Raw genomic sequence first — 13687 nt, forward strand, 5'->3', positions numbered from 1 at the left:
GTCGTAAAGCCTGGAACGTCCGGGTTTTCAGGGGTCCAGATCACGGGAAGTACACGGGGTGGCGCCCGTGAAGTGCGACATTAGGACCGTGTACGGTCCTGATCGCCATCCAACCCGATCACTCTTGGGGGGTCCGGTTGGGTGTCGATTGAGTAACAGACCTTGATGTGAGGCAAAATCTCCGCCTCAGGTCGGGCACAAGTCCGGCCTCTCACGCGTTACGTGCGCTGGAGACACCGCAAACACCCAGAGGGGGAGAGCGACATGGCAACGGACTACGACACCCCACGCAAGACCGATGACGACATCGATTCCGACAGCCTCGAAGAGCTGAAGGCCAGGCGGAACGACAAGACGACCTCCACGGTCGACGTCGACGAGTTCGAGGCCGCCGAAGGCCTGGAGCTGCCCGGAGCGGACCTCTCGAACGAGGAGCTGGCCGTACGGGTGCTGCCCAAGCAGGCGGACGAGTTCACCTGCATGAGCTGCTTCCTCGTGCACCACCGCAGCCAGCTGGCCCGGGAGAAGAACGGCCAGCCGATCTGCCGCGACTGCGACTGAGGTCAGGTCGGTCGTGGCAGGCGGCGAACCGGCCAGGAAGCGACGCTTCCGGCGGAAGGACTCCCCGGAGGCGCTCCCGGGCGGTCCGGGCCCGTCGGACGGCGCTCAGGCGCCTGACGGGCACGGAGACGCCGCCTACCTGCCCTCTCCCGGTGCGAGTGACGGCGAGCGAGGCCGGTCGGCCTCGCTCGAGGCAGTGCCACAGGCGGGGCCCCCGACCAGGGCCCGGCGCCTGGACACGGTCAGGAAGGGCGTGCGGAGAAGCGGCGAGGTCGCCAGGGCGGGCGCACGGAGAAGCGGCGAGGTCGCCAGGGCCGGCGCACGCAGAAGCGGCGAGGCCGCCAAGGCCACGCTCGGTTTCATCGCCGACCGGCTCATCGAGGCCGCGCCGCGCATCCCGGTCCGCGACCTCGCGACCCTGCGGGCGCAGTTCCCGGGCCTCGGGCCCGAGCAGCTCGCCGACAAGCTGATCGCGGGCGCCGCCAACGGCACGTCGACCGTCGGCGCAGGCGTCGGCGCGGCGGCCATGATGCCCGTCCCGCCCGCGCTGCCCGCCGAGCTGGCCACGGAGATCATCGGCGTCGCCGCGATCGAGCTGAAGCTCATCGCCGAGCTCCACGAGGTCTACGGCATGCGGCCGCCGGGCAATCTCAAGGAGCGCTCCGCGGCGTATCTGACCAGCTGGTCGGAGGAGCGCGGCATCGACGTCACCAAGCCGTCGACGATCAACTTCGCACTCGGCGGCCAGATGAAGCGTGAACTGCGTCAGCAGATCATGAAGCGCATGGTCCGCAATCTGCCGAACCTGATGCCGTTCATGATCGGCGCCGCGGTCGGCGCCGTGATGAACCGGCGCGACACCAGGAAGGTCGCGGAGCGCATCCGAAAGGATCTGCGCGCACGCCAGGTTCCGTGGGACGCACTGCCCCAGATGCCCGGCTTCGAGCAGCCGCAACTGCCCGCCGAGCTTCCGCCCGAGCTGCGCAAGGCACTGGAGAACTGACCGCGCGGCGCCGACGCGTCGGCGGCCCAGCTGCTCAGCCCGCCCGTACGGCGTCGAGCGCGGCCACCAGACCCCGCGGATCCCGGGTCGAGACATACACGTACGGCGTCGGGTCCTCCGGGTCCGTGACCGTCACCCGCACCGCCGTCGGCACGTAGCTGCGCAGCAGCATGAACGCGCGCGGATCCGCCTTGTACGAGCGCCAGGCCCGCGCCTCCTCCGCGTCCAGCACCTCGGCCTCGCCGAGCGCCGACACGGGGATCCGCGCGTCGCCCGCGACCAGCGAGCCGGCGACCACCCGGATCCGTGCGGATCCGTACGAACTCACCGCGGCCGCCGCCAGCGCGCCCGCGCCGATCAGCCCGCCCAGCATCGGCAGCGGGCCCAGCGGAAGCAGTATCAGACCGCCCGACAGCGCCACCAGGACGGTGATCAGCCACCAGGAGCGGGGGGCGGTCAGACGCTCGTCGTAGCGCGGCGCGGAAGGCGAGCCGGAGGGCGTGGCGGAGGGCTGCATGAATCCAAGCTTGGCACGGCGCGACCTGCGGCTACCCGCGCGGGTAAGGTCTGCGCCTGTGAGTACTGCACTGACCCCTCCGGCCGACGCCATACCGCCGGTACGGCACCCCGACGCGCCCGCCCCCGGCGAGCTCCTCGGCGCGCACTACGAGTACTGCTTCGGCTGCGGCGGCGGTCAGCCCCACGGGCTGCACCTGGCGGCCCGGGCCGGTGAGGGCGTCAGCCTCACCGCCGAGTTCACCGTCACCCCCGCCCACCAGGGCGCGCCGGGCCTCGCCCACGGAGGCGTCCTGGCCACGGCGCTCGACGAGACGCTCGGCTCGCTCAACTGGCTGCTGCGGGTGATCGCGGTGACCGGTCGACTGGAGACCGACTTCGTCCGTCCCGTACCCGTGGACACGGTGCTGTTCCTGGAGGCCGAGGTCACCGCGGTGAGCGGCCGCAAGATCTACTCCAGGGCCAGCGGCCGGATCGGCGGCCCCGACGGGCCCGTCGCGGTCCGGGCCGAGGCCCTCTTCATCGAGGTCAAGGTCGACCACTTCATCGACAACGGCCGCCCGGCCGAGATCCAGGCGGCCATGGCAGATCCCGACCAGGTCAGGCGCGCCCGCGCCTTCGAGGTGAACCCCTGATGCGCAACCCCGTCGACGTACTCATCCGGCGCGTGGACCCGGAGGTACCGATTCCGTCATACGGACATCCGGGCGATGCCGGTGTCGATCTGGTGACCACGGAGGCCGCCGAACTCGCACCCGGAGAGCGCACGGTTCTGCCGACAGGAGTGTCGATCGCACTCCCGGACGGGTATGCGGCCTTCGTGCACCCTCGGTCGGGGCTGGCGGCCCGCTGCGGCCTGGCCCTCGTGAATGCCCCAGGGACCGTGGATGCCGGGTACCGTGGGGAGATCAAGGTGATCGTGGTCAATCTGGACCCGCGTGAGAGCGTGCGGTTCGAACGGTTCGACCGGATTGCTCAACTGGTTGTCCAGCAGGTCGAGAAGGTGCGCTTCCACGAGGTGGCGGAGCTTCCCGGCTCGGCGCGGGCCGAGGGGGGCTTCGGGTCCACCGGTGGTCATGCCGCCGTGGACGGCTCACAGGGTGGGAATCGATACGCTTCGGTCGTATCCGACCGGGAAGGACAGTGACGTGTTCGGACGTCGCAAGAAGAGCAGCCCCGCTGGGGACGCAGCGGATGTGGCGGGCGAGGCCGAGCAGGTCGTCGACGAGCTCGACACGGACGACTCGGCGGAGCGGAACGAGCCGCGCCGGGTGAACCTTCCGCCGGCGCCCCGGCCCGACGGTCCGTGGGACCTCTCCGAGGTCTCCAGGCCCGAGGAGGGCCGCGTGGACCTGGGCGGTCTCTTCGTGCCCGGAGTCGAGGGCATGGAGCTGCGTGTGGAGGTCGCGGGCGACGCGATCGTCGCGGCGACGGTCGTGCTGCGTGACAGCGCGATCCAGCTGCAGGCGTTCGCCGCGCCCAAGAAGGAAGGCATCTGGGGCGAGGTCCGCGAGGAGATCGCCTCCGGCATCACTCAGCAGGGCGGCATCATCGACGAGGTCGAGGGCCCCCTCGGCTGGGAGCTGCGGGCCCAGGTCCCGGTCCAGCTGCCCGACGGCACCGGCGGCGTGCAGCTGGTGCGCTTCGTCGGCATCGACGGACCTCGCTGGTTCCTGCGCGGAGTGATCTCCGGACAGGGCGCGGTGCAGCCGCAGGCGGCGGGTCTGCTGGAGCAGATCTTCCGGGACACGGTCGTGGTCCGCGGCGAGGGCCCGATGGCGCCCCGCGACCCGATCGTCCTGAAGCTGCCGAACGACGCGCAGATGGTGCCCGAGGGTGTCCAGCAGGAGGAGCAGGAGACGTCCCGGTTCTCGGGCGGCATGGGCCAGCTCCAGCGGGGCCCGGAGATCACCGAGGTCCGCTGACGCCCGCGTTTCGTGAGTGGCGCTCCGGGCTTCCGGGCCGGGGGACCGCGGGGGCGGGGGCCCCGGGTGGTTGCGGTACCGAGGTCCGCTGACGCCCGCCTCACGGAGGGCGGACGGGCGCTGGACGCCGGGACTGTGAGCAGTGTGTGCGGTGGGCCGCACTCCGGTTACGGGGTGCGGCCCACCGGCGTTCAACTCCCTTGCCACTCCTGGTCGTCCGACCGGATACTGGTCCGCCACCCCGGGGGTGAGGATGAGCGGTCCGACGGAGGAAGCGCATGACGGAGAGCGGCACAGGACACTCGAGCACGGCCGTCGCGCCGGACCGGGCGCCCGCCGCCATGGTGCGGGTCGAGAATCTGCACCGTTCGTACGGCACCGGCGCCGCCGCCGTCCACGCGCTGCGTGGCGTGTCCTTCGAGGTCCCGCGCGGTGAGCTGGTCGCCCTCAAGGGGCGGTCGGGGTCCGGGAAGACCACGCTGCTCAATCTGGTCGGCGGCCTCGACGCCCCGGACGAGGGCCGGATCACCGTCGACGGCACCGACCTCTCCGAGCTCGGCGAGGACGGGCTGCTGGAGCTGCGCCGCGACCGTATCGGCTTCATCTTCCAGTCCTTCGGGCTGATCCCGATCCTCACCGCCGCCGAGAACGTCGGCGTGCCCATGCGGCTGCGCAAGGCCGACCCGCGCGAGCGCGAGGAGCGTGTCGAGCTGCTGCTCTCCCTGGTCGGTCTGGCCGAGCACGCCGCCCAGCGCCCCGGCGAACTGTCCGGCGGCCAGCAGCAGCGCGTCGCCGTCGCCCGTGCGCTGGCCAACCGGCCCGCGCTGCTGATCGCCGACGAACCGACCGGTCAACTGGACGCCGAAACCGGTCTCGCGGTCATGGAGCTGCTGCGCGCGGTGGTCCGCAGCGAGGGCGTCACCGCCCTGGTCGCCACGCACGACGCCCAGCTCCTGGGCCTCGCCGACCGGGTGCTCGAACTGAGCGACGGCGAGATCGGCGAGATCGACGAGATCACCGAGCGGTAGGGCACGGCCACACGCAGTCGAGTGCACGCCGGCAGCCATGCCAAGCGCATCAGAATCGCGTCAATACGTCCCCCAGGACCACACGCTGTCCGTTTCGCCGGATTCCATGGCGGTAGCTTCGACGAGGCGTCCGCGGCGGACGCAGCAGCCACCGCACGGCTGCGGTCGAAGGACACGGCTGCGGTCGAAGGACAATGAGGCCATGGGACGCGGCAGACTACGGATCTACCTCGGAGCGGCACCGGGCGTCGGCAAGACGTACGCGATGCTCTCCGAGGCGCACCGCCGCGTCGAACGGGGAACCGACTGCGTCGTCGGGTTCGTGGAGCACCACGACCGGCCGCGGACCGAAGTCATGCTGCACGGGCTCGAGCAGATTCCGCGCCGCCGGATGGACTACCGGGACACCGTCTTCCCCGAGATGGACGTGGACGCGGTCCTGGCACGCAAACCGGCCGTCGCTCTCGTGGACGAGCTGGCGCACACGAACGTCCCCGGATCCCGCAACGCGAAGCGCTGGCAGGACGTCGAGGAGCTGCTCGCCGCCGGGATCGATGTCGTCTCGACCGTCAACATCCAGCACCTGGAGTCACTCGGCGACGTCGTCGAGTCGATAACGGGCGTACGCCAGCGGGAGACCGTCCCGGACGAGGTCGTCCGGCGCGCCGACCAGATCGAGCTGGTCGACATGTCGCCGCAGGCCCTGCGCCGCCGGATGGCGCACGGCAACATCTACAAGCCGGACAAGATCGACGCGTCGCTCTCCAACTACTTCCGGCCCGGCAATCTCACCGCCCTGCGCGAGCTGGCCCTGCTCTGGGTCGCCGACCGGGTCGACGAATACCTCCAGCAGTACCGCGGAGAGCACAACATCCGCTCCACCTGGCAGGCCCGCGAGCGCATCGTCGTCGGCCTCACCGGCGGCCCCGAGGGACGCACCCTCATCCGCCGCGCCGCGCGTATGGCGGCCAAGGGCTCCGGCAGCGAGATCCTCGCCGTCTACATCGCCCGCAGCGACGGTCTGACGTCCGCCTCCCCCAAGGAGCTGGCGGTCCAGCGGACGCTGGTCGAGGACCTGGGGGGCACGTTCCACCATGTCATCGGCGACGACATCCCTGCCGCGCTGCTCGACTTCGCGCGGGGTGTCAACGCCACCCAGATCGTGCTCGGTTCCTCCCGCCGCAAGACCTGGCAGTACGTGTTCGGGCCGGGCGTGGGCGCGACCGTCGCCCGTGATTCGGGGCCCGACCTGGACGTCCACATCGTCACCCACGACGAGGTCGCCAAGGGCCGGGGCCTCCCCGTCGCCCGCGGCGCCCGGCTCGGCCGCTCCCGGATCATCTGGGGCTGGCTCGTCGGTGTGGCCGGGCCCGCCCTGCTGGCGCTGCTGCTGACGCACATCGACGCCGAACTCGGCCTCGCCAACGACATGCTGCTGTTCCTGACGCTGACCGTGGCCGCGGCGCTGCTCGGCGGACTGCTCCCGGCGCTGGCCTCCGCCGCCGTCGGCTCACTGCTGCTGAACTACTACTTCACCCCGCCGCTGCACAGGCTCACCATCGCCGACCCCAAGAACATCGTCGCCATCGTGATCTTCGTGGCGGTCGCCATATCGGTCGCCTCGGTCGTCGACCTCGCGGCCCGCCGTACCGAGCAGGCCGCCCGGCTGCGTGCCGAGTCCGAGATCCTCTCGTTCCTGGCCGGCAGTGTGCTGCGCGGCGAGACCGCTCTCGACGCCCTGCTGGAGCGGGTCCGTGAGACCTTCGGAATGGAGTCGGTGGCCCTGCTGGAGCGCGCGAGCGACGTCGACCCGTGGACCTGTGCGGGCAGTGTGGGCCCCGCCCCCGCCGACCGGCCCGAGGACGCCGACGTCGACATGCCCGTCGGCGACCACCTGGCGCTGGCTCTCTCCGGACGGGTCCTGCCCGCCGAGGACCGCCGTGTACTCGGCGCCTTCGCCGCCCAGGCCGCCGTCGTACTCGAGCGGCAGCGCCTCGTCGGAGAGGCCGAGGAGGCCCGTAAGCTCGCCGAGGGCAACCGCATCCGCACCGCGCTCCTCGCCGCCGTCAGCCACGATCTGCGCACCCCGCTCGCGGGCATCAAGGCCGCCGTCTCCTCGCTCCGCTCCGACGACGTCGAATGGTCCGAGGAGGACCGCGCCGAGCTCCTCGAAGGCATCGAGAACGGCGCCGACCGGCTCGACCACCTCGTCGGCAACCTGCTCGACATGTCCCGCCTGCAGACCGGCACCGTCACCCCCCTCATCCGCGACATCGACCTCGACGAGGTGGTGCCCATGGCGCTCGTCGGCGTCCCCGACACCGCGGTCGAGCTGGACATCCCCGAGGCGCTGCCGATGGTGCGCGTCGACAAGGGACTGCTGGAGCGGGCCGTCGCCAACATCGTCGAGAACGCCGTCAAATACAGTCCCGACGCGACAGCCGTCATGGTGTCCGCGAGCGCGCTCGGCGACCGCGTCGACGTACGGGTCGTGGACCGCGGCCGCGGCGTCCCGGACGAGGCGAAGGATCGTATCTTCGAGCCCTTCCAGCGCTACGGCGACGCCCCGCGCGGCGCCGGCGTGGGCCTCGGCCTCGCCGTCGCCCGCGGCTTCGTCGAGGCGATGGGCGGCACACTGTCCGCCGAGGACACCCCCGGCGGCGGGCTGACCATGGTCCTCACCCTCCGGGCGGCACGGGGAGCCGTTCCGGTCAGCCCCGAACTTCCCGCCCGGATCACCGGCTGACCCGGCAGAGCCACCCCGACGCACGCACAAGAGACGGAAGGAAGGCACTCATGACCCGAGTGCTCGTGGTCGACGACGAGCCGCAGATCGTACGCGCCCTCGTGATCAACCTGAAGGCGCGCAAGTACGAGGTCGACGCGGCCCCCGACGGCGCGACCGCACTGCAGCTCGCGGCGGCCCGCCACCCCGACGTCGTCGTCCTCGACCTCGGCCTGCCCGACATGGACGGTGTCGAGGTGATCAAGGGCCTGCGGGGCTGGACCCGCGTCCCGATCCTCGTGCTCTCCGCCCGCCACACCTCCGACGAGAAGGTCGAGGCGCTCGACGCCGGAGCCGACGACTACGTCACCAAGCCGTTCGGCATGGACGAGCTGCTGGCCCGGCTGCGCGCCGCGGTCCGTCGTGCCGAGCCGGCCGGCGGAGGCGACGACGAGCTCGTGATCGTCGAGACCGAGGACTTCACCGTCGATCTCGCGGCGAAGAAGGTCAACCGGGACGGCCGGGACGTCCGGCTCACCCCCACCGAGTGGCATCTGCTGGAGGTCCTGGTCCGCAACACCGGCCGGCTGGTCAGCCAGAAGCAACTGCTCCAGGAGGTTTGGGGCCCGTCGTACGGCACGGAGACCAACTATCTCCGGGTGTACATGGCGCAGCTGCGCCGCAAGCTGGAGGCCGACCCCTCGCACCCCCGGCACTTCGTCACCGAGCCGGGCATGGGCTACCGCTTCGAGCCCTGATCCGTGTCCCGTCCACCGGGCGTTGATCTGGATCCGCAACGCCCCCGGTACGCTTTCTGTTATGAGTGCCGTACCTCGATCCGAGAACGCCGAGAAGCCGGTCGGCCGTTTCCGCCGGATGCTCGACCGCCTCTCCAGCTCCCAGCAGGACCTTGAGTCCGAGGAGCTTCAGGAGGACGCCCAGGCATCGGGTTGCACGCCCATCTCCTCCTGCGGCGACCGACAGATCGTCAAGGTGACTGGTACCTTGCGCACGGTCACCCTGCGCCCGCGGGCCGGAGTCCCGGCCCTGGAGGCGGAGCTGTTCGACGGCTCCGCCGCCCTGGACGTGGTGTGGCTGGGCCGGCGCTCGATCGTGGGCATAGAGCCGGGCCGCAAGATGATCGCCTCGGGCCGGATCGCCATGAGTCACGGCCGGCGGGTGCTGTTCAATCCCAAATACGAGCTGCGACCGCTCGGACAGGAGTAGCCGGTGACGTCTCTCGACAAGCCGACCACGCAGAAGCAGGAAGGCGGCGGCACGTCCGACGCGGATGCCAAGGCCGTGACGGAGGCGGCCCTGTTCGAGGCCTTCGGCGGGGTGCGCGGCATGGTGGAGACGGTCCTGCCCGGGCTGCTCTTCGTCACGATCTTCACGATCAACAAGGACCTGCACCTCTCGGCGATCGCGGCCCTCGCGGTCTCGCTGGTGCTCGTCGTCGTGCGGCTCGTCCGCAGGGACACGATGAAGCACGCGTTCAGCGGGGTCTTCGGAGTGGCCTTCGGTGTCGTCTTCGCGATGATGACCGGGAACGCGAAGGACTTCTATCTGCCGGGCATGCTGTACACGCTGGGCCTGGCCCTCGCGTACATCATCACGACCCTGGCGGGGGTCCCGCTGATCGGCCTCATCCTCGGCCCGGTCTTCAAGGAGAACCTCTCCTGGCGCAAGCGCAACCCCGGCCGCAAGAAGGCCTACGCCAAGGCCAGCTGGGCCTGGGGACTGATCCTGCTCGCCAAGTGCGCGATCCTCTTCCCGCTCTACTGGTGGGCCGACACCACGCAGCTGGGCTGGGTCCTCGTCATCCTCAAGATTCCGCCCTTCCTGCTCGCGGTGTACCTGACGTGGCTCTTCCTGGCAAAGGCCCCGCCGCCGATCGACGTCTTCGCGGAGATGGAGGCGAAGGAGCGCGAGGAGGAGGCCCGCGAGGCCGCTGCCTCTCGCGAACAGGGGGCGTAGGCCACCACGCGCCCCTTCAGGGAAAGCTCCGGGCCCGGGACCACACGGTTCCGGGCCCTGCGCGTGCCGCGCCACGGGAGCAGCCACGCCGCGCGAACAGCGGAGCCCGGGAGCGCCCGCGTACGGGTCTCCCGGGCCCCAGCCGGTGTACGGGTGTCAGCTCGACGTCGTGTCCTCGCGGCGGACCGAGAGGAGGTCCTCCAGCTGCTCCTCACGAGCCTGGGCCGCGACGAAGAGAAGCTCGTCGCCGGGCTCGAGGGTCTCCTCGTTGTGCGGGGTGAGCACGCGGGGGCCACGGATGATCGTCACCAGCGAGGTGTCCTCCGGCCAGGCCACATCCCCGACCTGCGTGCCCGCCAGCGCCGACTCCGGCGGCAGGGTCAGCTCGACCAGGTTCGCGTCGCCGTGGCTGAAGCGCAGCAGCCGCACCAGGTCGCCGACGCTCACGGCCTCCTCGACCAGAGCAGACATCAGACGCGGGGTCGAGACCGCGACGTCGACGCCCCACGCCTCGTTGAAGAGCCACTCGTTCTTGGGGTTGTTCACCCGGGCGACCACGCGCGGCACGCCGTACTCGGTCTTCGCGAGCAGCGACACGACCAGATTGACCTTGTCGTCACCGGTCGCCGCGATCACGACGTTGCAGCGCTGCAGCGCCGCCTCGTCCAGCGACGTGATCTCGCAGGCGTCGGCCAGCAGCCACTCGGCCTGCGGCACCCGCTCCACCGAGATGGCCGTGGGCGCCTTGTCGATCAGGAGCACCTCGTGCCCGTTCTCCAGCAGCTCACCCGCGATGGAACGACCCACCGCGCCGGCGCCGGCAATCGCGACCCGCATCAGTGACCGCCCTCCTCGGGACCCTGGGCGAACGCCGCCTCGACCTTCTCGATCTCGTCCGTCCGCATCATCACGTGGACCAGATCCCCTTCCTGCAGCACCGTCTGCGAGGTCGGCAACAGAGCCTCGCCCAGCCGGGTCAGGAACGCGACCCGCACGCCCGTCTCCTCCTGCAGCTTGCTCACCTTGTGACCGATCCAGGCCGGTGACGTGTGCACCTCGGCGAGCTGTACGGCCCCACTGGGGTCCCGCCACAGCGGCTCGGCGCCGGACGGCAGCAACCGGCGCAGCATCTGGTCCGCGGTCCAGCGGACCGTAGCCACGGTCGGGATGCCCAGGCGCTGGTAGACCTCGGCGCGCCGCGGGTCGTAGATCCGCGCCGCGACGTTCTCGATCCCGAACATCTCGCGGGCGACCCGCGCGGCGATGATGTTCGAGTTGTCGCCGCTGCTCACCGCGGCGAACGCGCCGGCCTCCTCGATGCCCGCCTCGCGGAGGGTGTCCTGGTCGAATCCGACACCGGTGACGCGGCGACCGCCGAAGCCGGAGCCCAGGCGACGGAAGGCCGTGGGGTCCTGGTCGACGACGGCGACCGTGTGCCCCTGCTGCTCCAGGGTCTGCGCGAGGGCCGCTCCCACTCGCCCGCAGCCCATGATGACGATGTGCACCTATCTACCCCGCAGTCCTGGTCAACCCGCTGACCTGCGAAAACACCCTGCTCACTCTTCTCTCTCGGCTCTGCCGGGCAACGACGGGGCAGCAGCGTGCGGTGTTGCCCGTGACGAGCTTATGACGCGGGGCCTGCGTTGCCCTCATCCGCGGTGGCAATGCGGGGGATGCCGGGCGCTGTCGCGTCGTACGTAGCGCTACGTGCTCGTTCGATTGCCGCGGGGTGGCGTCAGCATGACAGGACCGTGCGATTCCGCGCCGGAAGGGGCCGCGGGTGGGCTTCGTCAAGAGGGAACCCTTACGATCCCTTGCGTGTCCAAACTGACCGACATTCCCAAACGGATCCTGATCGGCAGGGCGCTGCGCAGCGACAGGCTGGGAGAAACGCTCCTGCCGAAGCGCATCGCACTTCCCGTCTTCGCCTCCGACCCGTTGTCCTCGGTGGCGTACGCCCCGGGAGAAGTCCTGCTGGTCCTCTCCATCGCGGGTGTGTCGGCGTATCACTTCAGCCCCTGGATCGCGGTCGCCGTCGTGGTGCTGATGTTCACCGTCGTCGCCTCGTACCGGCAGAACGTCCACGCGTACCCCAGCGGCGGCGGCGACTACGAGGTGGCGAACACCAACCTCGGCCCCCGGGCCGGCCTCACCGTCGCCAGCGCGCTGCTCGTCGACTACGTCCTCACCGTCGCCGTGTCGATCTCCTCCGGCGTCGAGAACCTGGGCTCCGCGATCCCCTTCGTCGTCGAGAACAAGGTGCTCTGCGCCATCGGCATCATCGTGCTCCTGACACTGATGAATCTGCGCGGTGTGAAGGAGTCGGGCAAGCTCTTCGCCATCCCGACGTACGTCTTCGTCGCCGGCGTCTTCATCATGATCGCGTGGGGCGCCTTCCAGGGCCTCGTCCTCGACGAGAGCATGAAGGCCCCGACCGCCGGGTTCGAGATCAAGGCCGAGCAGCAGGGCCTGGCCGGCTTCGCACTCGTCTTCCTGCTGCTGCGCGCCTTCTCCTCCGGCTGTGCCGCGCTCACCGGCGTCGAGGCCATCAGCAACGGCGTCCCCGCCTTCCGCAAGCCCAAGAGCAAGAACGCCGCCACGACGCTGCTGCTCATGGGCGCCCTCGCCGTCACGATGTTCTGCGGCATCATCGGCCTCGCCATGGCAACCGACGTCAAGATGGCCGAGAACCCCGCCCACGACCTGCTCGACAACGGCACACCGGTCGGCGCAGCCTATGTCCAGGACCCGGTGATCTCGCAGGTCGCGGCCGCCGTCTTCGGCGACGGCACGTTCTTCTTCGTGCTCCTCGCCGCCGCCACCGCGCTCGTCCTCTTCCTGGCCGCGAACACCGCGTACAACGGCTTCCCGCTGCTCGGCTCGATCCTCGCCCAGGACCGCTATCTGCCGCGCCAGCTGCACACACGCGGCGACCGGCTCGCGTTCTCGAACGGCATCGTGCTGCTGGCCGGCGCGGCGGTCCTGCTGGTCTGGGTGTACGGCGCCGACTCCACCAAGCTGATCCAGCTCTACATCGTCGGCGTCTTCGTCTCCTTCACGCTCAGTCAGACCGGCATGGTCCGGCACTGGAACCGCCATCTGAGGACCGAGCGCGACCCGACCAAGCGCCGCCACATGATCCGCTCCCGCGCGATCAACGCCTTCGGTGCCTTCTTCACCGGCCTGGTGCTGGTCGTCGTCCTGGTCACCAAGTTCACGCACGGCGCCTGGGTCGCCCTGCTCGGCATGGTGATCTTCTACGCCACGATGTCGGCCATCCGCAGGCACTACGACCGTGTCGCCGAGGAGATCGCCGCCCCCGACGAGCCGACCGACGACACCGTGCGCCCCTCCCGCGTCCACTCCATCGTGCTCGTCTCCAAGGTGCACCGTCCGACCCTGCGCGCCGTCGCCTACGCCAAGCTGATGCGCTCCGACAAGCTCGAAGCGCTCAGCATCAACGTCGACCCGGCCGAGACGAAGGCACTCAAGGACGAGTGGGACCGGCGCGGCATCAACGTGCCGCTCAAGATCCTGGACTCGCCCTATCGCGAGATCACCCGGCCGATCATCGAGTACGTGAAGAGCCTGCGGCGCGAGAGCCCGCGGGACGCGGTCAGCGTGATCATTCCCGAGTACGTCGTCGGCCACTGGTGGGAGCACGTGCTGCACAACCAGAGCGCCCTGCGTCTCAAGGGCCGTCTGCTGTTCACCTCGGGCGTCATGGTGACCTCCGTCCCGTACCAGCTGGAGTCCTCCGAGGTCGCGAAGAAGCGGGCCAAGAAGCGCCAGGAATGGAACGCGCCGGGAGCGGTGCGCCGTGGCCCGGTGACCGAGCGCCCCAAGGAGCCCAGCACCAAGAGCTGAGGAGTCCTCGCACCCACGTAGACTGGGGGGCTGTCGTCCGCACAGGGCGACGCCCCCCTCTCGTATCCCTGGAGCCGTCCCCGTC

General features: G+C 70.3%; 14 protein-coding genes. 11 read left to right on the plus strand and 3 right to left on the minus strand.

Annotation, left to right across the window (positions count from 1 at the left end; translation table 11 throughout):
* Positions 1-264 precede the first annotated feature (264 nt).
* Positions 265-561, plus strand: a complete 297-nt coding sequence (locus AC0699_RS21015; RefSeq protein WP_017946571.1) for a DUF4193 domain-containing protein — start codon at positions 265-267, stop codon at positions 559-561.
* A gap of 13 nt (positions 562-574) precedes the next feature.
* The gene (locus AC0699_RS21020; protein WP_478662318.1) at positions 575-1564 is read left to right on the plus strand and encodes a hypothetical protein; all 990 of its coding nucleotides are present in this window, start codon (positions 575-577) and stop codon (positions 1562-1564) included.
* Between the two features lie 34 nt (positions 1565-1598).
* On the opposite strand, the gene AC0699_RS21025 is transcribed toward AC0699_RS21020, so the two are convergent.
* A complete protein-coding gene (locus AC0699_RS21025) occupies positions 1599-2081 on the minus strand; it encodes a DUF3093 domain-containing protein (RefSeq protein ID WP_478662320.1) in 483 nt (160 codons plus the stop codon).
* 91 nt (positions 2082-2172) lie between these two features.
* On the opposite strand from AC0699_RS21025, the gene AC0699_RS21030 reads away from it, so the two are divergent.
* From AC0699_RS21030 to AC0699_RS21065, 8 genes are all read left to right on the plus strand, one after another.
* Entirely contained in the window at positions 2173-2715 is a 543-nt protein-coding gene (locus tag AC0699_RS21030) for a PaaI family thioesterase (RefSeq protein ID WP_478662435.1), read from the plus strand.
* Positions 2715-3227: a dUTP diphosphatase gene (gene dut / locus AC0699_RS21035; protein ID WP_453668617.1), complete on the plus strand. Its 513-nt coding sequence runs from the start codon at positions 2715-2717 to the stop codon at positions 3225-3227. The genes AC0699_RS21030 and dut overlap by 1 nt, the downstream gene beginning before the upstream one ends.
* A 1-nt stretch (position 3228) precedes the next feature.
* The gene (locus AC0699_RS21040; RefSeq protein WP_478662323.1) at positions 3229-4005 is read left to right on the plus strand and encodes a DUF3710 domain-containing protein; all 777 of its coding nucleotides are present in this window, start codon (positions 3229-3231) and stop codon (positions 4003-4005) included.
* 278 nt (positions 4006-4283) lie between these two features.
* Positions 4284-5033: an ABC transporter ATP-binding protein gene (locus tag AC0699_RS21045; protein WP_478662325.1), complete on the plus strand. Its 750-nt coding sequence runs from the start codon at positions 4284-4286 to the stop codon at positions 5031-5033.
* A gap of 202 nt (positions 5034-5235) precedes the next feature.
* Positions 5236-7779: a sensor histidine kinase gene (locus AC0699_RS21050; RefSeq protein WP_478662328.1), complete on the plus strand. Its 2544-nt coding sequence runs from the start codon at positions 5236-5238 to the stop codon at positions 7777-7779.
* Between the two features lie 50 nt (positions 7780-7829).
* Entirely contained in the window at positions 7830-8516 is a 687-nt protein-coding gene (locus tag AC0699_RS21055) for a response regulator (RefSeq protein WP_478662331.1), read from the plus strand.
* A gap of 61 nt (positions 8517-8577) precedes the next feature.
* A complete protein-coding gene (locus AC0699_RS21060) occupies positions 8578-8985 on the plus strand; it encodes an OB-fold nucleic acid binding domain-containing protein (protein WP_453663316.1) in 408 nt (135 codons plus the stop codon).
* A 3-nt stretch (positions 8986-8988) separates the two neighbouring features.
* Positions 8989-9735 (plus strand): DUF3159 domain-containing protein, encoded by a 747-nt coding sequence (locus AC0699_RS21065; protein ID WP_478662335.1) that lies wholly within the window; start codon positions 8989-8991, stop codon positions 9733-9735.
* A 156-nt stretch (positions 9736-9891) separates the two neighbouring features.
* On the opposite strand, the gene AC0699_RS21070 is transcribed toward AC0699_RS21065, so the two are convergent.
* Entirely contained in the window at positions 9892-10572 is a 681-nt protein-coding gene (locus tag AC0699_RS21070; RefSeq protein ID WP_453663313.1) for a potassium channel family protein, read from the minus strand.
* A complete protein-coding gene (locus AC0699_RS21075; RefSeq protein WP_453663311.1) occupies positions 10572-11240 on the minus strand; it encodes a potassium channel family protein in 669 nt (222 codons plus the stop codon). The genes AC0699_RS21070 and AC0699_RS21075 overlap by 1 nt, the downstream gene beginning before the upstream one ends.
* Before the next feature lie 313 nt (positions 11241-11553).
* Here AC0699_RS21075 and AC0699_RS21080 point away from each other — a divergent pair, with 313 nt between their 5' ends.
* Positions 11554-13602, plus strand: a complete 2049-nt coding sequence (locus AC0699_RS21080; RefSeq protein ID WP_478662338.1) for an APC family permease — start codon at positions 11554-11556, stop codon at positions 13600-13602.
* Positions 13603-13687: the final 85 nt, after the last annotated feature.

Source organism: Streptomyces sp. NPDC043870, from assembly GCF_056435785.1.